Source organism: Kaistella sp. (assembly GCF_049588135.1).
Classification (GTDB): domain Bacteria; phylum Bacteroidota; class Bacteroidia; order Flavobacteriales; family Weeksellaceae; genus Kaistella.
In genome coordinates this window covers 1-23,485 of the sequence record NZ_JBAVFG010000076.1, presented here as the reverse complement: position 1 = coordinate 23,485, position 23,485 = coordinate 1, and the positions used below count along the sequence as shown (strand labels likewise).

Genomic DNA, 23,485 nt, shown 5'->3' with positions numbered 1-23,485 from the left:
TTTAAAATTTAATAGATTTTATGTGGTTAATAATTTGGGATTTAAATAACAATGAAGTTAAAATATAAATTGCAAATCCTATAGTAGTAGTCATTAATATTCGTATAAAATCACCATATTTTACAAATAACCCATCTAAGAAATATATTGAAACACCCATTATCGCTGCGAATGCAAAGATAGGTAATATATCCTTCATCTGCTGTATAACATTATAACCAAGCATTCTCCCAGCATAATGAGTATTTATTAATAAGGCTATTACTGAGAATATCAGCTGTCCCCATAACAATTCATAAAAACCAAAAAATAGTGTTGTAACAATGATGATTGTCAAGATTACTTTCTTTACAATTTCCAGTTTTAAAAAAAGATCACTTCTTCCCCTCACCTGAAGAACAAGTAGATTGTACAAATGAATCGGATACAAAACACCCGTAAAACAGATAATCTGGAAAATGGGAACAACAGGAAGCCACTTGTCTGTAAACAAGAAAACAACTATAGGATCTGCTTCTATAGCCATAATCACAATAATAGGCATAATAATGAATAAGATGATCTGCATAACCTGCTTATAGACATTCCTGAATCTCGGCAAATCGTCCTGCATTTGTGAAAAAACAGGAAAAATTACCTTATTTAATGCAGTTGAAACATTTCCAACAGGCAACATCATTAGCGAATTTGCTCGGGTATAATAACCTACCTGCGCCGCACTGTAAAATCTTCCAATTATTATTTGGTACGCATTTGTAAAGATGATATCTAAAACCGAAGATAAAGTTAGTTTGTATCCATAATGGAAATGAGTATGGAATAAGTTTTTATCAAATACTAGTTGAGGTTTCCAATCGGAATTTATCCACAAAAAAAGCGTCGTAAACAAAGAATTTAATACTGAATAATAAACCAATGCCCAAACACCGAAACCCATATAGGCTAAAATCACACCCACTCCACTGCCCAATAATAATCCAGGAAGCGTAATTAATGCTTGTTTCTTGAATTTCAATTCTCGGGTAAGAATTGTGTTTTGAACTGTACCAAAGGCGGATAAAATAAAAGTTAAAGCATATACTCTCGTGATTTTGGTTAGTTCCGGTTGACGGTAAAAGTCTGAGATTAGGGGGGCAATCAAATAGATAATTGCATAAATAAAAAAACTGGCTACTAAATTGAATATAAAAACAGTAGAATAATCTTTTGTTGTGACCTCCTTACTTCTAATTAACGAACTTGCTAAACCTCCCTCAAATAAAGCATTACCTATACCCATAAAAATAGCTAGCATGCCAATTAACCCGAATTCTGAAGGAGTTAAAAGACGTGCTAAAATAACAGAAACACCAAAGGCAAGAATTTGTGTACCGAATTGCTGCGAATAAGTCCACACCATCCCTGAAATAGCCTGTTTTCTTAAAGACATATGAAATTTTTGCTTGTCAAGTGACCGAATAGGTTTTGTAATTATATTCACTGTTAACTACAGCAACTTAAACATTTTTATAAAAATATCAGTTCTATATTCATATCGGGATGATGATGATTAATTGAGAAATCCTTGGTTACAATAGTAGTTAAACTAATTTAAAAACATCTGCTTAAAAATCTTCCTTAAGTAATCTAAAATCATCAGTATTGACATGCTAAAAAACCGAAATAAAACAGTCACTTACTTTTACATTTTGATTTTTGTACGGCATTCAATTACCATATTATACAGAATGTTTATCGATAATGACTAACTTAATTTAATTTTTAATTTTTCCCACCATTTTTTCTCTTCTGCATTATATCCATAGCCATATTTATTACCATAACCGAAATGATCTCTACCTACATCATTCAGTACAAAGCCAACATTTCGGATTTTTTTAGCATCAATCTGCTTGTTAGCAAACTCTATTAACGCTTTTTCAGTATGTTTTGATCTGGTCACATATACCGTAGCATCTGCAAGATCAGAGGTCAGAAAGGTGTCAGTAACCAGCATTAATGGAGCGGTATCTACAATAATATATTCATAATCCAATTTAAGTTGATTCATTAATATTTGATATCTTCCGTTAGAGAGCAACTCTGTGGGATTTGGCGGGATACTGCCGGAATAGATGACATCACAGCATGGATTAAATGTAGAGACGTGTACAATGTCTTCTATTTTTTCATCTTCATTGTATAAAAATTCCGCAAGCCCATCTAGGCCTTTTCGGGAGGGATTATAACGCTGTAACTGTGGATTTCGAATATCTGCACCGATAATAATCACTTTATGTTTTGGTGATGCCAAAGTCAGTGCAAGATTAACTGATGCAAATGTTTTACCCTCCCCTTTAATGGTAGAGGTCACAAAAACTACTTTACCTTTATCTTTCTTTGGTAACATAAAATTCATGTTGGTAATCAAAATTCTAAAGGCTTCAGCAAGCGGCGAAACATCATTAAGACCAACAAGTTCACTTTTTCCTTTTTCTATACTAGGCAATTCACCGATTATAGGATGAATGGACAATTTTTCAATATCTTTCTTGGATCTAATTTTATTGTTAAATAATTCTCTTAAGTAAATTATAGCAAAAGGAATAAGTAATCCTACCAATAATGCAACACCTAAAATAATTATTTTCTTTGGAGCCACCGGTCTTTCTGATACAAATGCATAATCAATAATCCTGGCCTTTGGAGAGGTCATGGCCAATGCTATTGCCGTTTCTTCCCGTTTCTTCAATAACAGCATGTATAGTGACTCTTTTACGGCTTGCTGTCTTTCGATACTTCTGAACATTTTCTCCTGGGAAGGAATTTTTGTAATACGGTCAGAAACAATACCCTGTTCATTTTCATATTGATTTCTCGCCAACATTAATCCTGTTCTATTCTTTTGAAGGCTTTCCATCACTGACCCTTTCATGGAATTAATCTGCTTATTCAAATCGATAACCAAAGGATTTTGTGGGGTTGCATTTTCCAGAAGTCTGTTTCTTTCCAATACCAGCAGGTTATAAGCACTGATATTCGACGATGCTGAGGTGTTTTCTAAACCAATATTAGAAGGCAATACATTCCCTGCTCCCTGTTTGGCCATGTAATCCAGTACTGAATTAGTCAGTTCTAACTGTGCTTCTAATTCGATCTGTTTTGCTCTTGCTGCCGCAGAAGTTTCCAAGCTGATTTTTGCTTCGGTTTCCAGATCTGTTATCCGATTGGCCGATTTAAACTGTTCCTTTTGGCTTTCAACATTTCCCAAGTCCTTTTCAACTTTGGAAATTCGGTCTTCAATAAAGTCAGATGTTTTTTGAGATTCCGTATTTTTATCCTGAATAGCCTCATTATTATAGGCTTCAACAACCTTATTAATAAGATTTCTTCCTTTATCCACATTAGCATAGTTCATAGATAACCCAATAATGGTTACATCCTTATTCAACAAATCAACATTTAATAATTTCTGGTAAGCATTGACTGCTGCCTCTCTTGGCATATAGGTAAATGATAAATCGCCGATTTTTTTAGCTTTTGCAGCATTAAAATCCGGATTCTTCAAAATCATGAAATTTGCATATGGCAGACTGAGCGTCGTATTGAATTTGGTTACAATATTCTTGACAAGTTCATCAGAAGAAAGAATAATTTCATTTCCCTTAATGGCTATTTTTATTTCTTTCTTTGGTGCTTCGGTAAAAGGTTTCTCATTTAACAACTTAATAACGATGGGCGAGGTATCACCATATACCTCCTTTTTCTTAAGGCCTTCGCTGCTGTAAATACTGGTCTGAAAACCTAACCGATTGACAACACTTGTCATTAATTTTTTAGACTTAAAAATCTCAATCTCATTATCGATTGAATTAGTCCCCATGCCGCCTAAGCCTGAAAGTTCTAGCATCCCAAAATCACCCATGCCACTGTTTTTTTTAGCATCTTTGATGAGGACAGTGGAATCAATTTTATAAACAGGTACTGCATATTTCAAATAAAAAATACCAGCAGCTAATGTTAAAAAAGTAATGAATAAAAACCAATACCATTTTCTAAAATAAGGTTTTACAATTTCTTGAATATTGCTTTCAGAATGAGAGTGTTCTATTACTGTAGAATTTTCCATTTAAATATTTTCGAGATGAATTATTTTTTGAATACTAATGCCAGAATGGTAACCACGATGCCTGCTACTGCTATGTAGATCGGCGTGTTAGGATCTAAGCGGGATGTTTTTTCTTTGGTCTTATTAGGAGCTACATAGATCACATCACCCTGTTTGAGGTTGTAATAGGGAGATTGTATAAAATCGGCTTTCAGAATATTAACTCTGTCTTTAATAATTTGACCGTTTTCATTTCTCACGATCAAAATATCATCTCTTTTACCATACATGGTTAAATCCCCTGCTAAACCAATAACATTAAGTAAAGTAGTTTGCCCATCTGGAATAATATATTGTCCCGGTCGCGCAACTTCACCAAGAATGGTGACTTTGTAATTGGACACCCTCATATTAACTGAAGGATTTTTGATATAATGGGTCAGTTTATCCCGGAGTTCATCTTTAAAGGCAACTAGTGTTTTGCCCGCAGTACTTAGTTGACCTAAAACTGGGAAATCAATTTGATTATTAGAATCGATAATATAAGTAGGACCTGAAATAGTACTTTGTCCCTGATTTGGGAAATTTCCGCTAGGTACGGAAGTTTGAGAAATCTCACCGGATGAATAATTTTGATTAAAAGGTCTTACTACATCCATATCTTTCGCAGTAATAAGGATAACTAACTGATCACCAGCCTGCAAGGTAGATTTTGTATTTCTCATTGCTTCTTGTGTCGCAATTTCTTCAATATTCTGCATGTAATTAAGTTCACTTGCTTTCTCTTTTGTCTTACAAGAAGTTACAAAAAAAAGAAAACATATAAACAATATAAATATGTTTTTATTCATTATTAACTGTTAAATATGGTATTTCTGCAAATATACAATTCTAAATTACTTATCCAAAACTTCGTAGACCGAATTATTACTTCTAAATTCGGGAACAATCTCTTTTAGAATCTGTACCACATCCATTTTTTCTCTTCTTAACGCTGCTTTAACAATATTATTGCAATGTTTTTCAATATTTTGGTATTCCATGGTAGGATCTTTAGAAATTAATATTTTCTCATGATGAGTCGGCAATGTTTTGGCATCATCACTTAATAATTCTTCATAGAGTTTTTCACCCGGCCGCAATCCTGTGAAAATAATTTTGATATCAACATGAGGCTCAAATCCAGACAACTTAATCATCCGATGCGCCAAATCCAAAATCTTCACAGGCTCTCCCATATCAAAAACGAAAATCTCCCCTCCTTCACCCATTGCACCGGCTTGCAAAACCAAATCACAAGCTTCTGGAATCGTCATAAAATAGCGGGTAATATCGCAATGGGTAATGGTTACAGGTCCCCCGTTTTCAATTTGTTTCTTGAAGTGTGGAATCACCGAACCATTAGACCCCAAAACATTGCCGAAGCGCGTGGTAATAAACTTAGTCGAATTATTCTCAGTTTTTTGTAATGCCTGTACAAAAAGCTCTGCTGTCCTTTTAGAAGCCCCCATTACATTGGTCGGTTTCACGGCTTTATCGGTGGACACCATTACAAAACGATTCACTTTATAATGGGAAGCCAAAGTAGCCAAATTTTTGGTTCCAAGAATATTAACCAAAATCGCTTCATGTGGATTTTCTTCGATCAAAGGAACATGCTTATAAGCCGCAGCATGATAAACCATTGAAAATTGATATTTTTGAAATAATGGCTCTATACGATGTTTATTAGAAATATCTGCCAATATGAATTTAAAAGAAAGCATCGGAAAAGCATTGCGCATTTCCATTTCTATATCGTAAAGTGGGGTTTCTGCCTGATCCAAAACCACAATTAATGCAGGCTCGAATAAAGCCACCTGTCTTACGATTTCGCTACCTATAGAACCTGCACCTCCGGTAATAAGGATGGTCTTACCAAAATGCCTTTTTCTGACATCTTCGTTTTCTATTTTAATAGGCTTTCGGTTAAGAAGGTCTTCAATTTGAAGCGTTTTAATAGAAACTTCTGAGTCGTTACTTTTTAACTTCTGTAGAGAAGGTGCTTTAAAGATCTGCAAATCTTTCTCCAGAAATAATGTAACCCAGCAATTCATTTCCTCTTTGCTTAATAATTCCTGTAATAAAAGAACGCCGTCAATCATCAAATCTTCTTTGCTGTTACGCTCAATTTTTGCTTTAGTGTAAATAGGCTTTCCAAGCAAACTTGCCCTGGTGGAATCGTGGCGTTGAGTTAAAAAACCAACTATTTGATAAGGCAAATTAGGATTATCGATAATTGCACGGGCCATGGCGACAGACTGCTCATGAATCCCTACCACCAAAATTCTCTTTCGAAGCGTACTGCGGCGAATCCCACGCAAAAAATGAAAGACTCCTTTTACAAATAAGCGGAAAAGAAACATCATCATGAAAGAGGCCGTAAAAAAAACTACCAAAAATGGCACCGACATATAAATCATGCGTTTATCACTGATCAAATAATAAGAAAAGCTAATGATTCCAACCACAATAGTGGTACTAAAAACAGCAAGAAATAATTTAAAAAGATCAATAAAAGTAGAATGCCGAATAATTCCCGCATACGTCCGAAATGCAAACATAAAAACCACACTGATCGAAATAATCAACACGTAAATGATATTCCCATGCGGAAAAACAGGACTCGAACTATAGCTCAGTTTTTCAATCAGATAACAAGAAAAATAAATGGAAAATGTGATAAATAGGACATCAATAATCAAAATAACCCAACGTGGTAAATACCGTAAATCGGAAAGTCCCATTAAATTATCGCCACTATAGATTCCCTTACTAAACCTTTTACTAAAAGCCATTTGTTATACCTTTTATTAAATGAACGTGTACGATTCTAATGCTTAATTTCATCTCTGAGTGATTATAGTTTTCGCAAATTTACAATATATATATCAACCATTAAAGTTTGTTATTATAAAACTAGTCAAACTCATTAAAATAAATTGAATGTGAAAAAATCTTTATCTTACTTTACTTTCAATTTTTCAAACACAAGGATAAAAGACGTAAAATTAGCTGTAAAACCTCAAAATTTTAAGACATACAAAGTCTTTCTACTTATTTTAAGTCCCGATAATTATCGGGATACAAGCTTAAGAATACCTGTCATTTTATCATCTTTACTATATCAAAAACTTTGGCTATTCGATTCCTATCAGCATCAGATAAGTTAGACCCTGAAGGCAAACAAAGACCATTACTAAATAGCTTCTCTGATAAATCAGAACCAAAAAAGACCGTATTTTTGAATATTGGTTGCAGATGCATTGGTTTCCAAATTGGACGGGTTTCTATCTCTTGATTTGTAAACTCCTGAATAAGCTCTGCTCTGGTTATTCCGAGCTCTGGCGAAAGATAAGCAACACTAAGCCAATGGTTAGAAAAATAATCCGCCGTTGGCTCTGTATGCAAAGTCAATAGTGGGTTATCCTGAAATAACTTTTTATAAAACTGGTGATTGGCTCGTCGCTGGTTGATACGCTCCTTCAACATCTCCATTTGTCCTCTGCCGATCCCTGCACATATATTACTCATGCGGTAATTGTATCCGATACTTGTATGTTCATAATGCACCGCATTATCCTTTGCTTGAGTAGCTAAAAAAACAGCTTTATTCTTAAACTCCTCATTCTTAGCTGTCAGGCAACCGCCAACAGAAGTGGTAATTATTTTATTTCCATTAAAGCTTATGACTGAAAGATCTCCGAAGGTTCCACATTTCTGATTTTTATAACGGCTTCCTAAAGCCTCGGCACTGTCTTCTATCACAGGAATATCATAGCGCAGACTAAGCGCCTGGATTTCCTCTACCTTGTATGGCATCCCATATAAACAGACTGCGATAATCGCTTTAGGTTTTTTTCCTTTAGATATCCCGAATTTAATGGCATCTTCTACAGCATTGGGACAAAGATTCCAAGTATCTTTTTCACTATCTACAAAAATAGGATGTGCTCCAAGATAAACAATAGGGTTAGCAGACGCCGAAAAGGTTAAACTCTGGCAAATCACAAAATCACCTCTTTCTACACCCGATAAAATAAGAGCAATATGCAAGGCTGCAGTTCCGGAGCTCAATGCCGCAACATATACCCCTTCGCCCAAATAAGTTTCAAGATCTCTTTCGAGACCGTTGACATTAGACCCCAATGGTGCGATCAAATTCTCATCGAACGCTTCTTGTATATATTTCATTTCACTCCCGCCCATGTGCGGGGACGAAAGCCATATTTTCTTTCTCATTATTTTCTCTTCCATTACTTGTTTCAAATTTCAAACAAAATTAAAAATCTGATTTTACAAAATAAGACAAATCCCCTTTCTATAAGCGTATTTGTTGTGATATTGAAGACAAAGAACCACCTAAGTCTTGTCGTAAAATATTTCGGTGCATAATTATATTTTCATTAGACTAGGGGGGTCATTTGCCTTAACGGCAGTATTCCCAGTAGGAAATCTTTACCTTATTCTGAAATATTGCTAATCTTGTAAATTATGACTGAGGAGTCAACAACAGGAGAATTCATCACATTGCCTAAACAGATGATCTGCGTAACAGCATCTACAGAGAACATTGAAAAAAAACGAAGACTAGTACCGCCAGAGAAGGTAGAAATATTTTCATCACTATACTATAGATTCTGCTCAAAGATAAACTTTTTTTATATCAAAAAAAAACAGGCCAACACACCCCAATACACCCCGCTGCACAAACATTTTCATCACCACACAACTTCAGCTACCAAAAAAAAGCCTCTCGTAAAGAGAAGCTTTTTAGATGATTATTTATTATTTACCGTTTGGATACTGAAGTACATATTTCTTTTTACCGAAATATACTACCATCCCGATTCCTAGTACCGCAAGCAGCGGAAGGTAGTCGTCGATTGGTGCTCCATCTCCTGTATCATCTACACTAGGAGGAGCCGCAGGACCATCATAATCCTCTGCAGACTGACTATCTGACGATTGAAAGAAGGGATTTCTTTTTTGTTCCGCCTGTGCCAAAAGGGTGAAACTCAATAAAAAAAGGATGATTAAATTTTTCATTTCTTATATTTTTAAATACATCGAAATTGTATAAAATCGATATAGGGGATTAATGGTTTGTTATTTGATAATTTTTTTAATACTCACGAAGCCATTGCTGCTCAATTTCAGGATATAAACTCCATTAAGCATTGTACTTCCGTCAATTTTCATTTCGGTTTGATTAGGATTCAGCTTAATCATCAATCTTCCCGAAGCATCATATACTTCAACCTCCTCTATTTTTTTAGTGGTTGATTTAATAACGAAATCGTCACCTTCTCTGTATACTACCATCTGGTTCTTATTCGCATTATTGGCTCCTAAAACGAGCTCACTTTGATATATGATCTCAAATCTACCTTCGGTTATGCCCGCCTTGGCGGTAAAGGCATAATTGCCTTCTGAAAGATTGGTTAAAGTACCAGAATATTTATCTTTCAAATAAACATTCTGTCCATTGTCGAAGATCCCTTCTTTTTTAACGATGGAAAGGGTGTAATCTCCAGCTTCAAATCCTTTCATTCCTAATGGAACATTGTCGGTTTGCACTAATGGAAATTGACGACCCTGAATTTTTAATTTAAAATCATCCAATACAGAGTAAAAAGAATCAGAACTCACCCCAAACTGCTGTGCATCTGCATTGGCATCATAACCATTAGTCGCTCCTTCAGGATAAGCAATAAGGATGGTATTAAAATTTTTCGCTGGAGTGGTTAATTTCAACCAAAAACGATCTATCTGCTGCATACCAGCACCTTTATTGAAAAAAACACTCTCTCCTGCATTTCTCATCGCATTGGTGAAGGTAAGATTGCTCTTACCTGTAATTGCTTTAACAATGAACCCCTGTCCTACTTTAATATTTGGCAGTGGAATAACGTCGCTACTAAATGCTGACACTCCGCCAGATACGGTAGAATAGGTAGCATAATTATCTCCAGTGTAATTCTCTGCATCATAAGCATTTACATTTGTCCAGAAATAAGCTGTCCCCTCAATAGCTCCTGTATTTACCAAAGCATTAAAATCGATATTGGAAGGATATGGATTTCCTATCAAATTAAATCCACGACCCGTTGTCTGTAACACAAAAGGGATATCACCATTATTGGGTACACCTGTAAATGAGGCACCAAAAGACTGAGTGGTTGCTAGAAAATTATTAGGCGCACGAATCACATACCCTTTTCCAGCAGCGAAAGTAGCACTCTCTGGATCATTCACAACATCAAAACTATCTTTTGTCGTATTATAGGTCAAAAACCTTGTAAGAACTGTTTGTGGTGAGAAAGCTAACAAGTTTTGCCCAGATACCGGACTTCCCCAATACGTGTAATCTAAACGTTTCATACTGGCATTTCGTTTTATAGTAGAACTTCCAGAACCAGTATTGTTACTGCCTGTAGTTTGTACAAAATTACCATCGCTTTCTACAACCAAAGTTCCGTTGTTGGCAAAGTCACTTGTGGTAAAGCTGGTACCTGCTGCAACCGTTAAAATATTCCCTGTGTTTATGGTCAATGTTTTTGCAACTACATCCCCATTTCCGACAGTTGTATAATTTCCGTCGATTATAGCTGTTATATCGTTATTGGGAACACCATTATCCCAGGAATTTCCGTTCCAAACAGTCTGGCTATTGACCTGAATGGTAAAATTTGATATGGAGCCTAAATTATCACCACCATACACTCGGACATAATAAGTCCCAGCCGCCAAATTCATAGTCAGTACAGCAGGATTCGTACCGTCCTTCGCTTGTCCAATGTAAGCAATCGTATCCCCTGCCTTTAGGCAAGCTCCCTTTAAAAGATCAAAAAACACTTTGGAGCTAAAACCCGCAACCGTAATGGTATAATTACCCGATTGTTGTACCACAAATTGATACCATACATCACCGAAATTTCCGAAAGGCTGCTCTATCACTGCTCCAGTTAAGTACCCATTGATTGCTGGACTACTAATAGATAATGCAGTTGCGGCCGTACAAAGATCATTAAGAGGCTTCGTATGAACTTCAATGGGAGTACTGTTTCCTGAGGTGAGTCCTGGAGCAGATGCCGTAATAACATAATTGCCTGCAGTTGTAAAATTAACCGATTTAAAGCTAGCTTCGCCAGCAATTGCATTCATACTAAGTGTTCCAGCCAACGTCCCCGAAGAAGTTGTTAAAGTTACCGCACCTGTATATTCTGTATCTATCGTTCCGTCTGCCCTTTTTGCATCAACTATAAAAGCTGTAAGAGTCGTACCTACTGAAACGGGAGTTGGCATCGGTGATCTGAAGACTAATTGAGTAGCCTGCCCTAGGGTTGTAAACAGTCGTTCTGGGCTGTAATAATAGCTGATTCCGTTATATACATAAGCTCTGTACACAAAGGCGGTTTGTGGAGTAAGACCTGTTACCGGCTGAGTAAATGCACCTAGTATCGCCGTTCCCACCACAATTTTTGTCACATTAGCCCCACCGACAGCAGGAGAACCATTCTCTGCTTGTTTCGCATACACAAACCCTTTTTCAATAATAGCAGGACCAGCACCTAGATTTGATACGTTACCACTTAATGTCGCTGTTGTATCACCTATAGGATTTGCTCCTCCAGCGGAAACAGCTGGTGGCGTCCCTGTTAATTGCACATCATCAATTCTGATTATGTGGGTTGTTGTTTTTTGCGTAAATCGTATGGCTAAATTTGCAGAAGTTGGTATCACTCCTGTAGGACTAACTAATCGCCATGTATTTGCATTACCACTTGTAATATTAGTAAATGTTAATGGGGAAAAGGTTCCTGTATTAGTTCCTGCATTATAATCTGTAGCAAATTCTACAGCAAAATCTACAGGCGATAAAATTACTGCTGCGGCTGTATTTTTAGTCAATCCAAAAGTTAACTTTAAAGCAGAATAACCCTGACTGTCAATATTATATATTGTAAAATACTGTCCAACATTAGCGGTAAATAAGACATTTCCGCCACCGCTAGGATTACTGTACGTAAGACTCGGTATATCTTTACTAACGACAGTGTTCCCAGCGTAGGAAAGTTTCCCTATATTCTGAAATGTCGCTGGAGCTGTACCTATATTGTAAGTTGCTATTGAGGTATCACCGATGGGAACCCCCATATTTTCGGAAAAAACAGTCTGCCCAAAGGCTTTTGTCGAAAAAACAGAAAAAAGCACTAAAAAGAGCACTTTCGTAAATCGTAAAAGTTTCATCATTGTATTTTATTTATAATATTTTAATCTTCACAAAAATATACTTTATTTTTAATATCACCAAAAAACTAATAAAATAACAATAAACAATAAGGTACAACGGCACATTTCTATACAAATTCAACATATGGCATCCCATACCAGCACCAACATATAACCAACATATAACCAACAGATAAGCTACTATAAATAAACAACATTAAAAATCTAAAAACGTATTTATTATCACGAAAACAAACATTACGAAATCGATAAAAAAAGCAAAAAAAACTTAAAATAACCTTAAGTAGAGTCTTAAGCCCCCCATTTTATCCCTACAAAGCTAAAAATAGGATTTCTATTAATATATCCTGTTATTTTAAGGGAGACCAATTTAATAAATTATCAAACGTAAATTTTATTTAAAGCCATGCCAGATTGAGGTGCTTACTTAGCGTTTTAAAAGCACAGCTAATTGCAACACCAAAACAACATTGCTCACCACTCAAACACAACACTTATTCCCGAATCCGACCTCAGGAATCCTGACCATCCAAAATAATTCCTAAAAGAAACCGAACAATGTACAGGAATTAGAAAAAAAAAGCATAGCCCCTGTTTTAACTAACTTTATACACAAATCCTAATCAATAGAAAACATTAAATAACCTTGACATTGTTGATGATGTTTATCCAAGCCAACTTTTATTGTTATATAACCTGGCGAGCCTTGCGATTTATAACCAGTCCAACCACCGATACGAGCGATTATCCATGTGATCCACGCGAGGGTTTCTTTATCATATGGATTTTTTTGCTTTTGAGTTTGCCCTTCTATTTTTCTATTTACTTTCTCTAAAAACCTGATTTCATTGCTATTGAATAGATTGTCTTGTTTTGGGTTCACATCATTTAATGAGAGTTTTAGACACATAACTTGAAGAGCAACTTCCAGAGTCATTGCAAGTATTTTTTTAGTTTAAAACCATCTCTAAGTTAATCCAACTGGTGCACAAATTTTAGCTTTTGTAAATCTAACATCTATTAAAGGTGTTCGTTTTTTTTTCTTTTGTCCGATAATCTCAACTTCAATAATTCCTGCAACAATAGTGTTCTCAAGTAAATTGCACAGTTTTTTATATTCTCCAACGATGTTTCTATCACCTCTAGAACGAATCAGCAAATTGTCCTTTCGTCGGGAACCCGATCAAAGTCTTCGTAAATATCATTCTCGCGATCGCCAATAATAGTAACTTTAACATTCTCAGAAAGCAATTCTTTTGTTTCAATTTAGGACTTCATCCATCGATAAGACTTTTTTTCTTCAATGCCTAAGTGTTTTCGTCCTTTTTTACCTGGTTGTCCCCACGTACGATTATAAATCTTAACTGATGAAAAATCAATTAGTGAGTTTGAAACGGGGTTAATAACAAGCATTGGATAACAGAAAAAAAGGCAACCTTAGAGGAGCCCGTCGATCCAATATCGGGGTTATCATATCCTAATTTAGAACTTATACCACTATAATTGAACTCCGTAGTATCCTGATAGCCAAAACATAATCGGTGTTTATATTAGATAAGCAAAGCTTAAATGAACCTTCCAAAAGGTCGTCATGTGAGAATCGTGTATTTGAGAGCATTCTATAAAATCCGATTTTTTCTGTGTGCAAACTCGATAAGCGATAAACTATTGAACTTCCTAAAATTAACATTTTATTCATGGAAACTTCAATCCTTTTTTGAATTCTAATATCGGGCACTTTTTCAGTACAAATGGCTGGAAAATAGCAATTTCACATTCTTAAAGGCGCAAAATCTCAACAAGAAAAACAAGTCTAATTAGTTGATTTTTAACCTTTTAAGTGTTTAATTATTAACGAAAAGAGGTGTGTAAAGATGAGCACCAAAAAAAGAGGAACTTCAAGTGACTATATAACTTAGATGATTTCTAATAAAAAACTCTTGTTTTATCGTTGCAATTTTTCACCATAAGATAAATCTCCTGCATCACCTAAACCTGGCGTGATATAACCTTTTGAAGTTAATTTTTCATCAATGACGCCGACCCAAATTTTTGCTTCTGGATAGGCTTTTTGAATCGTATCAACTCCTTGCTGAGAAGCGATTGCCGCAACGATGTGAAGTTGCGTTGGTTTTCCGTGGTTTAATAGATCTTTGATGGCTTCAATCAAACTTGCACCTGTTGCCAACATTGGATCTGCAACGATTAAAGGTCTTCCATCGATACTCGGACAAGTTAAATAATCTTGTTTAATGGAGAAATAATCATTGGCATCATGTTTACGATAAGCGGCTACGAAACCACAATCTGCTTTATCCAAGTAATTTAAAATTCCCTGAAACAAAGGAACTCCGGCTCTTAAAATCGTTGTAATAACTGGTTGCACTGCAACTTCCTGTGATATAATTTTGTCTAAAGGTGTTGTAATTTCAATTTCCTTTTGATCTAAACCTTTGCTGATTTCAAATGCAGCAATTTCGCCGATACGCTCCATATTTCTACGGAATTTCATTCGGTCCTGTTGAATTTCTACATTTCGAAGTTCATTAATCCAAGTATTTACAAGAGAAAATTGGTCTGAAAGAATTGTTATCATTACTATAAGTTAGGTTGTAAAGGTCGGGAAAAATTAAGATATTAAAAAGCCCTTCAGATAAAATCTAAAAGGCTTTGGTTTTTATTTTTGACGGAAATAAACTTCAATAGGAACTCCGGTAAATCCGAAATGCTTTCGAAGTTGGTTTTCAGCGAATCTTTTATAAGCTTCTTTCACATATTGAGGTAAATTACAGAAAAAGACAAACTGTGGACTCGGCGTTGGCAACTGTACACAATATTTAATTTTCACATATTTTCCTTTCAGTGCTGGTGGTGGAGTCGCTTCAAAAACTGGAAGCATGACTTCATTCAGTTTAGAAGTTTTAATTTTCTTTGCTCTGTTTTCATAAACTTCCATCGCAACTTCTACGGTTTTCAGAATTCTTTGCTTCGTTAAAGCAGACACAAAAAGAATTGGAATATCGGTAAACTGCCCAATTCTTTCTTTAATTTGATTCTCGAAATCGCGGGTAGTATTGGTTTTTTTGTCTTCTACCAAATCCCATTTGTTCACTACGATTACAATTCCTTTTCTGTTTTTCTGAGCCAATCCGAAAATATTCATATCCTGAGATTCCCAACCTAAAGTGGCATCAACCATGATAATCACAACATCAGAATATTCAATAGAACGAACAGAACGCATTACAGAATAAAATTCTAAATCTTCTTTTACTTTGGCTTTACGACGCATTCCGGCGGTATCAACCAAAACAAACTCATGTCCGAATTTATTATATAAAGTCTGAATAGAATCCCGGGTTGTACCCGCAACATCCGTTACAATATTTTGTTCCTTATCTAAAAGTGCGTTGGTTAAAGTAGACTTCCCCACGTTTGGTCTTCCAGCAATCGTAATCTTTGGCAAACCTTCAAAAGGATCTTTGTAATCGGTAGTAGGGAAATCTTTTACGATATCATCCAGCAATTCTCCTGTTCCTGAACCCGTTGCAGAAGACATGGTGTAATATTTTGAAATACCAAGTTGATAGAATTCTGTGGCAGCCACTTCTTCTTTTGCAGAATCTGCTTTATTAACAACAATATAAACCGGTTTATTAGAGCGGCGTAACATTTCGTAAATCTCCTGATCTGTATCTGTTAAACCTTCCTGAACATTTAGCATGAAGATAATTGATGTAGCTTCATCAACGGCTAATTCAACTTGTTTGATAATTTCTCCTTGAAATGCATCTTCAGTATCCACTTCATAACCTCCGGTATCGATGACGGTAAATTCAACTCCATTCCAGTCAGATTTCCCGTAGTGACGGTCTCTGGTTACTCCGGCGGTGGAATCTACGATAGCTTCTCTTCTTTCAAGAAAACGGTTGAAAAGGGTGGATTTCCCCACATTGGGACGTCCTACGATGGCGACGATATTCGACATAAAATTTTGTTTAATAATGATATTATTAATGGGTTACTCGAACTTTTCGAGCCCAAAAATTTTTGCAAATATAGCATTTTTTTTAGGTAAAATTTATCGGTACTGCAATTTGTAAGTTTTCACTTCAAAAACAATATCCCTTTCGGAGCTATTTTTCCACACCATTTTTTTGATGACGCCACAAAAAAAAGCAGTCTTTCTAAAAAACTGCTTTCATGATCTCTATTCTAAAAATGACAACTCTATAAGATTACCAACTGCTGGCAAAAAGCCACCGAAAGTGAGCCTGTTCAGAGCGAAGTCGAAGGATTCAACGGTCTTTCATTTCTTGTCTTGCAGACAAAACGAAAGCTTAGTTATTGGAAGAAGTGCTTACTACCATTCTCTCCAATTTCCGGTAATATCTTCGTCCATTGAATTATATCCTTTTTTATGAGTTGCGGAAATAATTATGTCAGCAATTCGTTCTCTTTCTTCAGTTTCAATTAATTCAGATTTCGCATTGTTGTTAAGATAGTTAAGTTTCAAAACTGTAGATTTAACCATATTCATAGCTTCCTCTTTGGATTTAGATTTCGAAATTTCAGCAATATAACTTTCAAGAATTTCAGAACATTTGTCAACATCAGATTTTGAATACAAAGGTTGACCTGTCTTCATATATTCCAACATTGACTTATTAAGTTCAACAATTTTTTGGTGTAAAGTCAAGTTTTCAGCAATATGTTTCGCTTCAATTTCAGGTGCTACATTATTTTCAAGTTTTGGTTGAATTTTATTCGTGCAAGACAACTGAAAGATAAAAAAAATTGATAGTAAATATTTCATTTTCTATATATTGATACGGTTTTATAACATTATTACTAACGTTTAGCAGGTTTGAGAAATTGCGAAATTACTTGCAGAACCAATGTCGCACCCCACAAAACTAAATAAAAAGAACTGAAAGAAGTGAGAGCACTTCGCCCGCAATTTTGCAAACCTGTGGTTATTATGGGTAGATGTGTTTTTTGCATTTTATATTCAAGTTTTAGTTCGGTCAACATTTAGGAATAATTCAGTTGAGCGTGTCGGTCGGTCTGAAATTTGATTTCTAGAAGCGGAAATTCCTATTTGATTTATTCGGTTTGGTCGGCTTGATTTTATTTTAGTTCGATTTATTTATTCAATTTCTTAAATGCTTTTCTTCAGTTCAAATTTGTCCGTTTTTATTTTTCAAATCTTCAGTAATCTTAACGTTTTTTCGGTCCTTTTTAACTTCGCTTTTAATAAATGATTTGTGTCCCAATATTGCCAAATCAGATTTTGGGTCTTTAGATTGCTCCTCAAGTTCTCTTTTCGTAAGACCTTTAACTGCTTTATACGTTGTGTGGATACTTCTGGACATATCTAATCTTTTATAATTTTAAAACTCGTTTAATTTAAAACTTAATTTAGTGTTTTCGGTTGATAAAATTTTAATATTAAGTTTTCGTCAGTTCAGATTTGTCCGTTTGCATTGCGAATACTTTCATTTACTGACGCGTTTCGTTCGGGGAACATTTACCCATAACTTGTATATATGTATAACAAAATCATACATATTCACCCAAAATCTGAGAGATAGTATCACAAATGCCATCCTTTATTTCTAAAATCAAATATAACAATAAACATCCTATTTTCATTCATTAAAATAAGTTGCGGCTAAAAGTACCGCCGTTAATATGCGTATTCAATTATGTATCAATGAAAGGGGATCAACAAATGTCGAAATGCAATCTTTGATCAACAAATTGCCAAAATGAATGGTGAGAACTCCATATTGAATAATCAATATGCGAAAATTATTAATTAATATGGCAAAATGAATAACCAAAATCAATAACCATTATGCCGAAATCATTAATCAATATACCATAATGTTGATTCATTTCGCCATCGCATTCAAACTTTGTGGGCAAAGTTTATTCATTATGAGGTGAATTTTTTGAGTATTACGTAATATTGGTAAAAAATGGGTGTTTTTTTTATTGATCATTCAAAATAAATATCTTTTAAGAGCAATAAAAGATAACAAAATCTCCCACTTTCATTTACAAATAATGAATGTTGTCTTGCAATAGTTGATCAGTAAACGGGTTTTTGAAAAAGAAACCAGTCTTGCCGCGCCTCATGACAAAAGCCACTTCAAAGATTGAAATGGCTTTTTGTTTTTTTTTAAATTGTGAAGTTAAATTCTTTCAATATCTGCTCCCAAAGCTTTTAATCTTCCGTCGATATTTTCGTAACCACGGTCGATTTGTTCGATATTGTGAATGGTAGAAGTTCCTTCCGCAGAAAGTGCTGCAATTAAAAGCGCATTTCCTGCCCGAATATCTGGTGAAATCATCGTGGTTCCGCGCAATGGATATTCGTGATTTAAACCTACAACAGTGGCTCTGTGCGGATCACACAAAATAATCTGCGCTCCCATATCGATCAGTTTATCCACGAAAAATAAGCGGGATTCAAACATTTTTTGGTGAACGAGAACAGTCCCTTTAGCTTGAGTGGCAACCACTAAAATAATGGAAAGCAAATCTGGCGTAAATCCTGGCCAAGGCGCATCGGAAACCGTTAAAATAGAACCATCGATAAATTTCTGAATTTTGTAATTTTCTTGAGCTGGAATGAAAATATCATCACCTCTCTTTTCTAAATCAATTCCCAATTTCTTGAAGGTATTTGGAATAACTCCAAGTTCTTTCCAGTTCACATTCTTGATGGTAATCTCAGATTTCGTCATCGCAGCAAGACCAATCCAAGAACCAATTTCTACCATATCAGGAAGCATTGTATGTTCAGTTCCGTGCAAACAATCGACTCCTTCAATGGTTAATAAATTAGAACCAATCCCCGAAATATTGGCGCCCATTCTATTGAGCATTTTGCACAATTGCTGCAAATAAGGTTCACAAGCAGCGTTGTAAATTCTGGTTTTTCCTTTTGCTAAAACAGCAGCCATTACAACATTTGCTGTTCCTGTTACCGAAGCTTCTTCCAACAAAATAAATTTGCCATGAAGCTCTTTCGCCTTTAACGTATAAAAATATTCTTTTTCGTCATAATGAAACTCTGCTCCTAATTCTACCAATCCTTGAAAGTGAGTATCCAATCGGCGTCTTCCTATTTTATCGCCACCCGGAGTTGGCATATAAGCTTCACCATATCTTGCGAGCATCGGACCGAGCAACATTATCGAACCACGCAGTCTCGCACCATCTTGCTTGAAATCATCTGATTTTATATAATCAAAGTTGACTGCATCTGCCTGAAAAGAATAGTCACCATGAGCATTCTTGGTAATTTTCACTCCGAAATCACCTAAAATCTCAATCAATCGGTTAACATCATGGATATCCGGAATATTCTTGATTCGCACTTCTTTATCCGTCAACAATACTGCACACAAAATTTGAAGCGCCTCATTTTTAGCACCTTGTGGCGTAATTTCGCCGTGTAATTTTTTCCCTCCTCTAATTTGAAAACTTCCGCTCATTCTTATTTCCGATTTTTATTATTCTGAAAATTCTTTCTATTATTTTGGTTCTTAGAGTTTTGTCTTGGATTTGATTTATTACTTCGATTCGTGGCATAATAAATTTTACTTTTCTCTAATGAATCCAAACTTGTAAGATCCAACCGATTTTTTGAAAGATCCTTTAAATGGCGAAAAATAACCTCATCTTGCACATGTTCCTTATTATATACATTATAAGATTTTTTCATATTATTGGCAATCACCTGAATCAAAGCGTCTTTTTCGTCGCCAGCTTCCAACTCAATTGCTTTATCGATCAATTGCAAAATACTTTTCCCATAAAATTTAAAATCACCCTGAAGTTTTGGATACTCCATTCTCTTTGGTTTCACTTGCATTTCTTCGGGGGTTGGGATATGGTAAGGCGAATCAACATCTAAATCATATTTCGCCAAAATAAAAAGATGATCCCACAATTTATGTTTATAATTTTCTTCATCACGAAGTTGAGGATTTCTTTGACCCATAAGATCTACAATCGCCACCGCCATTTCATTACGTTCGTCTCTATTTTCAAGTTCCTTACAACGCTCTACAAGTTGCTGTATAATTCGTCCGTATTCGGGCATTTGGAGATGCGTTTTGCTTGTATTATATTCCATAACTGCAAATATAAGAATTTGTTGAGGTTAATAGTTTTAGTTGGTTGAATATTTTCTTGGGCGTGCCCCTAGCCAGCCACATAACCCTCCGCTCGGATTGGTCTTCAGCTCCCAAAATGAGGAACGAGTTTCGATGATTCAAATAAAAATAAATAAAATATTGAATCCTTCTTTTTTTAGAAAAAGTTTGTTCAAAAAGAAGAGATCGCAAAAAAAAAGGATTTCCGCCTCCCCCTTCACACAGACTCGTTCTAATTCTCGAATTCCAATTATTAATTAAATATCAGGATTTATAAATACGGATTAAAGCGATATATGAATTACCAAAATAAGTTTTGCTTCTAAAATATTTTTTAGTAAACAAACTAAAATCCACTCCTATTGACACTAATATCTAAAAAGCAAAGTTACCACCATTGGGTCTTTCATCTATTATCTATCAGTAAAGCTGATCTATCGTCTAAGATAAAAATTTCTTTCGTTCTTCTGATGTCGGGACTTCACAAGCTTTTGAACTGATTTTTTTTCGATTTGCTGCTACCATATTGTAGAAAAAATCAGTTAATCCGGCTGGCAAATAACGAAAATAAGACAGCAATTTATATTTCCCGCCAATGATTTCGGAGATTTTGAAAATTGCTTGCGATTTTTGTAAATAATATTTTTCTGGTTTCCATAAATAAATGGTATCCAGATCTTTTAATTCAAGATTTCTATCATTTAAAAATTGCTGACCAAAATCAGATTGCAAAGCAGCAAACAAAAAATTATTTTTTGAATCTTTTTTTAATATCCCGTGAACCCAGAAATTACAAAAGCCACATTCTCCATCATAGAAAACGTAATATTTAGTTACATCGACGTTGGTCATTATTTAGTTTTAAAATCAGATTTTTCAACCACTGTTGGTAAATCATTTAAAATACGAATATCATTCTCCATCAGTTTGAAATAATCAATCAATTCTTTCTTATCTGCAGCATTCAATTTTGCTTCAGGATGAAGGATTACATAAGAATCCAAAGGCATTTCATTTTTTTCAATCATTTCAGCCGCTTCTTTCAATTTTTTGGCTTGCCTTTTCTTTTCGTACGTTGCAAAAGTAGAAAAATTTAATTCCTTTTTCCCTTCTTTGATATGATTTTCTAAAAACCACCCGAATGGTTGTACGTTCGCATACCAAGGATATTTTGTTTCATTGCTGTGACAATCATAACATGCATTTCGAATGGTGGCGGCTGTTTTTCCGGGAGTATTCTTAATTTTCAGAAAATCCATCTGCGGTGTTGCAACGGGATTATTTTTATCAATCTGGAAAAACTGAATCAATACAAAAGCCACAATGATAATTATCAGTACTTTTTTCATGGGGGAATATTTTGTTTTGTGAATTTATAACTTTAATTTTAATTATGAAAAACCTGTAGCTGTTATAGATTTTATAAATCGAAAAAGTTTTTGTGATTGATGAAAACTTTTGTACTTTTGCAATAGAAAATTTTAAAACAACAATATTATGTCATTAGTAGGAAAAAAATTCCCAAACATCTCAATTGATGCAATGTCTGAAATGGGTGATGATTTAAAAATCAACATCTTCGAAGAAGCAACAAAAAACCAACAGAAAGTTCTTTTATTTTGGTATCCAAAAGATTTTACTTTTGTTTGCCCGACAGAACTTCATGCTTTTCAAGAAGCTTTAGGTGAATTCGAAAAAAGAAATACCAAAGTAATTGGTGCATCTTGCGATACCAACGAAGTACACTTTGCTTGGTTAAACACCGCAAAAGACAACGGAGGAATTGAAGGAGTTACTTACCCAATCTTGGCAGATACGCACAGACAATTAGCAAATATCTTAGGAATTGTAGATCAGGATTTCGACTATGATGAAGAAGGAAATGAATCTTTCACAGGATCAAACGTAACGTATAGAGCAACTTATTTGGTAGATGAAACTGGAAAAATCTTCCACGAAGCAGTAAATGATATGCCATTAGGAAGAAACGTGAAAGAATTCTTAAGATTAATCGACGCTTACACTCACGTACAAAAACACGGTGAAGTTTGTCCAGCAAACTGGGAAGAAGGAAAAGATGCAATGAAAGCAAACAGAACTTCTACCGCAGAATATCTAGCGAATCAAAACTAATGAGATAATTTGATAATGCAGTCATTTGAAAATCAATTCCGATTGATTAAAAACCACTTCATTATCAACATATTAAAACGCTCAAATTAACTAATTTTTAAATTCTAAAATTAAAATTATGTACACAGAATTAGCAGAAGATACGTTGCAACAAATTGTTGCAGACAATGATAAAGTTGTTGTACAATATGGTGCAACATGGTGTGGAAACTGCCGAATCATGAAACCAAAATTCAAAAAACTGGCGGCAGAAAATGAAGATATTCCTTTTCTATACGTTGATGCTGAGAAATTACCTGAAAGCAGAAAATTAGCAAAAGTAGATAATTTACCTACATTCGCCATTTTCAGCAAAGGAGAATTGATGAATCAGGTTCAATCGAATCAGACAGAAAGTCTTATTAATCTTTTTAATGAATTGAAATAATGAAATTACCTGTAATCAGACAGTTTTATCAAACTCAGACTGTAGAAAATTTAGAAAAAACCTTGGAGGTTTTAGAAGCATTTTCAGAATTCCGAGGAACAACCGAAGAAGATTTGAATGTGACCGGAGAATTGATTACCAATATCTGCGGCGCACTAGAAGTTCATGCCAATGTTGCAACTGGAATGGCAGAAAGAGATGCCCTAAATTCATTTGCTCAAAAGGTTTTAGGATCAATCGATAAGTAGTAGCTAGTAAAAATGAAGAAGAAAGGTGGGAAAATTATTTCCCACCTTTTTTATTTTAATCGTCTTTACGATCTTTATTGTATTTCTTATTGTTTTTATCTTTTTTGTAATCCCTGTCTCTATG

19 protein-coding genes are annotated in these 23,485 nt (G+C 34.9%); 3 read left to right on the top strand and 16 right to left on the bottom strand.

Features of this window, described 5'->3' with window-relative positions; translation table 11 throughout:
* Position 1: 1 nt before the first annotated feature.
* The 16 genes from WBY99_RS04300 to WBY99_RS04225 all read right to left on the bottom strand — a co-directional run bounded on the left by WBY99_RS04300 (position 2) and on the right by WBY99_RS04225 (position 21,902).
* Entirely contained in the window at positions 2 to 1,429 is a 1,428-nt protein-coding gene (locus WBY99_RS04300) for a lipopolysaccharide biosynthesis protein (protein ID WP_423975100.1), read from the bottom strand.
* Between the two features lie 315 nt (positions 1,430 to 1,744).
* Positions 1,745 to 4,108, bottom strand: a complete 2,364-nt coding sequence (locus tag WBY99_RS04295; RefSeq protein WP_423975099.1) for a GumC family protein — start codon at positions 4,106 to 4,108, stop codon at positions 1,745 to 1,747.
* 20 nt (positions 4,109 to 4,128) lie between these two features.
* The gene (locus tag WBY99_RS04290) at positions 4,129 to 4,848 is read right to left on the bottom strand and encodes a polysaccharide biosynthesis/export family protein (protein ID WP_423975098.1); all 720 of its coding nucleotides are present in this window, start codon (positions 4,846 to 4,848) and stop codon (positions 4,129 to 4,131) included.
* A gap of 135 nt (positions 4,849 to 4,983) precedes the next feature.
* On the bottom strand, positions 4,984 to 6,924 hold the full coding sequence (locus WBY99_RS04285) for a polysaccharide biosynthesis protein (protein ID WP_423975097.1): 1,941 nt from the start codon (positions 6,922 to 6,924) through the stop codon (positions 4,984 to 4,986).
* A gap of 307 nt (positions 6,925 to 7,231) precedes the next feature.
* Positions 7,232 to 8,368 (bottom strand): DegT/DnrJ/EryC1/StrS family aminotransferase, encoded by a 1,137-nt coding sequence (locus WBY99_RS04280; protein WP_423975114.1) that lies wholly within the window; start codon positions 8,366 to 8,368, stop codon positions 7,232 to 7,234.
* A gap of 546 nt (positions 8,369 to 8,914) precedes the next feature.
* A complete protein-coding gene (locus WBY99_RS04275) occupies positions 8,915 to 9,175 on the bottom strand; it encodes a hypothetical protein (protein ID WP_423975096.1) in 261 nt (86 codons plus the stop codon).
* 60 nt (positions 9,176 to 9,235) lie between these two features.
* The gene (locus WBY99_RS04270; protein ID WP_423975095.1) at positions 9,236 to 12,382 is read right to left on the bottom strand and encodes a T9SS type A sorting domain-containing protein; all 3,147 of its coding nucleotides are present in this window, start codon (positions 12,380 to 12,382) and stop codon (positions 9,236 to 9,238) included.
* Between the two features lie 619 nt (positions 12,383 to 13,001).
* A complete protein-coding gene (locus WBY99_RS04265; RefSeq protein WP_423975094.1) occupies positions 13,002 to 13,319 on the bottom strand; it encodes a hypothetical protein in 318 nt (105 codons plus the stop codon).
* Between the two features lie 1,008 nt (positions 13,320 to 14,327).
* Positions 14,328 to 14,978, bottom strand: a complete 651-nt coding sequence (gene upp / locus WBY99_RS04260; RefSeq protein ID WP_423975093.1) for a uracil phosphoribosyltransferase — start codon at positions 14,976 to 14,978, stop codon at positions 14,328 to 14,330.
* Positions 14,979 to 15,059: 81 nt separating this feature from the next.
* Positions 15,060 to 16,370, bottom strand: coding sequence for a ribosome biogenesis GTPase Der (gene der, locus WBY99_RS04255; RefSeq protein WP_423975092.1), 1,311 nt, complete (start codon positions 16,368 to 16,370; stop codon positions 15,060 to 15,062).
* A 375-nt stretch (positions 16,371 to 16,745) separates the two neighbouring features.
* A complete protein-coding gene (locus WBY99_RS04250) occupies positions 16,746 to 17,198 on the bottom strand; it encodes a hypothetical protein (RefSeq protein ID WP_423975091.1) in 453 nt (150 codons plus the stop codon).
* Positions 17,199 to 17,562: 364 nt separating this feature from the next.
* Positions 17,563 to 17,757, bottom strand: a complete 195-nt coding sequence (locus WBY99_RS04245; protein WP_423975090.1) for a hypothetical protein — start codon at positions 17,755 to 17,757, stop codon at positions 17,563 to 17,565.
* Positions 17,758 to 18,582: 825 nt separating this feature from the next.
* On the bottom strand, positions 18,583 to 19,890 hold the full coding sequence (murA, locus tag WBY99_RS04240; protein ID WP_423975089.1) for a UDP-N-acetylglucosamine 1-carboxyvinyltransferase: 1,308 nt from the start codon (positions 19,888 to 19,890) through the stop codon (positions 18,583 to 18,585).
* A 2-nt stretch (positions 19,891 to 19,892) separates the two neighbouring features.
* Positions 19,893 to 20,534 (bottom strand): DUF4290 domain-containing protein, encoded by a 642-nt coding sequence (locus WBY99_RS04235; RefSeq protein ID WP_423975088.1) that lies wholly within the window; start codon positions 20,532 to 20,534, stop codon positions 19,893 to 19,895.
* Positions 20,535 to 20,994: 460 nt separating this feature from the next.
* Positions 20,995 to 21,405: a thiol-disulfide oxidoreductase DCC family protein gene (locus tag WBY99_RS04230; RefSeq protein WP_423975087.1), complete on the bottom strand. Its 411-nt coding sequence runs from the start codon at positions 21,403 to 21,405 to the stop codon at positions 20,995 to 20,997.
* Positions 21,405 to 21,902: a heme-binding domain-containing protein gene (locus WBY99_RS04225; RefSeq protein WP_423975086.1), complete on the bottom strand. Its 498-nt coding sequence runs from the start codon at positions 21,900 to 21,902 to the stop codon at positions 21,405 to 21,407. The genes WBY99_RS04230 and WBY99_RS04225 overlap by 1 nt, the downstream gene beginning before the upstream one ends.
* Positions 21,903 to 22,050: 148 nt before the next feature.
* On the opposite strand from WBY99_RS04225, the gene WBY99_RS04220 reads away from it, so the two are divergent.
* From WBY99_RS04220 to WBY99_RS04210, 3 genes are all read left to right on the top strand, one after another.
* Positions 22,051 to 22,686: a peroxiredoxin gene (locus WBY99_RS04220; protein ID WP_423975085.1), complete on the top strand. Its 636-nt coding sequence runs from the start codon at positions 22,051 to 22,053 to the stop codon at positions 22,684 to 22,686.
* A gap of 118 nt (positions 22,687 to 22,804) precedes the next feature.
* Positions 22,805 to 23,113 carry a thioredoxin family protein gene (locus WBY99_RS04215; RefSeq protein ID WP_423975084.1) on the top strand — a complete coding sequence of 103 codons (309 nt, stop codon included), beginning with the start codon at positions 22,805 to 22,807 and terminating at the stop codon, positions 23,111 to 23,113.
* Complete coding sequence (locus WBY99_RS04210) at positions 23,113 to 23,361, top strand: DUF6952 family protein (RefSeq protein ID WP_423975083.1); 249 nt, start codon at positions 23,113 to 23,115, stop codon at positions 23,359 to 23,361. The genes WBY99_RS04215 and WBY99_RS04210 overlap by 1 nt, the downstream gene beginning before the upstream one ends.
* Positions 23,362 to 23,485: the final 124 nt, after the last annotated feature.

What these genes read in the sequence shown, in the direction of transcription:
- WBY99_RS04300 (WP_423975100.1), bottom strand. Translation starts at nt 1,429, where the DNA reads ATGTCTTTAAGAAAACAGGCTATTTCAGGGATGGTGTGGACTTATTCG.
- WBY99_RS04295 (WP_423975099.1), bottom strand. Translation starts at nt 4,108, where the DNA reads ATGGAAAATTCTACAGTAATAGAACACTCTCATTCTGAAAGCAATATT.
- WBY99_RS04290 (WP_423975098.1), bottom strand. Translation starts at nt 4,848, where the DNA reads ATGCAGAATATTGAAGAAATTGCGACACAAGAAGCAATGAGAAATACA.
- WBY99_RS04285 (WP_423975097.1), bottom strand. Translation starts at nt 6,924, where the DNA reads ATGGCTTTTAGTAAAAGGTTTAGTAAGGGAATCTATAGTGGCGATAAT.
- WBY99_RS04280 (WP_423975114.1), bottom strand. Translation starts at nt 8,368, where the DNA reads ATGAGAAAGAAAATATGGCTTTCGTCCCCGCACATGGGCGGGAGTGAA.
- WBY99_RS04275 (WP_423975096.1), bottom strand. Translation starts at nt 9,175, where the DNA reads ATGAAAAATTTAATCATCCTTTTTTTATTGAGTTTCACCCTTTTGGCA.
- WBY99_RS04270 (WP_423975095.1), bottom strand. Translation starts at nt 12,382, where the DNA reads ATGATGAAACTTTTACGATTTACGAAAGTGCTCTTTTTAGTGCTTTTT.
- WBY99_RS04265 (WP_423975094.1), bottom strand. Translation starts at nt 13,319, where the DNA reads ATGACTCTGGAAGTTGCTCTTCAAGTTATGTGTCTAAAACTCTCATTA.
- upp (WP_423975093.1), bottom strand. Translation starts at nt 14,978, where the DNA reads ATGATAACAATTCTTTCAGACCAATTTTCTCTTGTAAATACTTGGATT.
- der (WP_423975092.1), bottom strand. Translation starts at nt 16,370, where the DNA reads ATGTCGAATATCGTCGCCATCGTAGGACGTCCCAATGTGGGGAAATCC.
- WBY99_RS04250 (WP_423975091.1), bottom strand. Translation starts at nt 17,198, where the DNA reads ATGAAATATTTACTATCAATTTTTTTTATCTTTCAGTTGTCTTGCACG.
- WBY99_RS04245 (WP_423975090.1), bottom strand. Translation starts at nt 17,757, where the DNA reads ATGTCCAGAAGTATCCACACAACGTATAAAGCAGTTAAAGGTCTTACG.
- murA (WP_423975089.1), bottom strand. Translation starts at nt 19,890, where the DNA reads ATGAGCGGAAGTTTTCAAATTAGAGGAGGGAAAAAATTACACGGCGAA.
- WBY99_RS04235 (WP_423975088.1), bottom strand. Translation starts at nt 20,534, where the DNA reads ATGGAATATAATACAAGCAAAACGCATCTCCAAATGCCCGAATACGGA.
- WBY99_RS04230 (WP_423975087.1), bottom strand. Translation starts at nt 21,405, where the DNA reads ATGACCAACGTCGATGTAACTAAATATTACGTTTTCTATGATGGAGAA.
- WBY99_RS04225 (WP_423975086.1), bottom strand. Translation starts at nt 21,902, where the DNA reads ATGAAAAAAGTACTGATAATTATCATTGTGGCTTTTGTATTGATTCAG.
- WBY99_RS04220 (WP_423975085.1), top strand. Translation starts at nt 22,051, where the DNA reads ATGTCATTAGTAGGAAAAAAATTCCCAAACATCTCAATTGATGCAATG.
- WBY99_RS04215 (WP_423975084.1), top strand. Translation starts at nt 22,805, where the DNA reads ATGTACACAGAATTAGCAGAAGATACGTTGCAACAAATTGTTGCAGAC.
- WBY99_RS04210 (WP_423975083.1), top strand. Translation starts at nt 23,113, where the DNA reads ATGAAATTACCTGTAATCAGACAGTTTTATCAAACTCAGACTGTAGAA.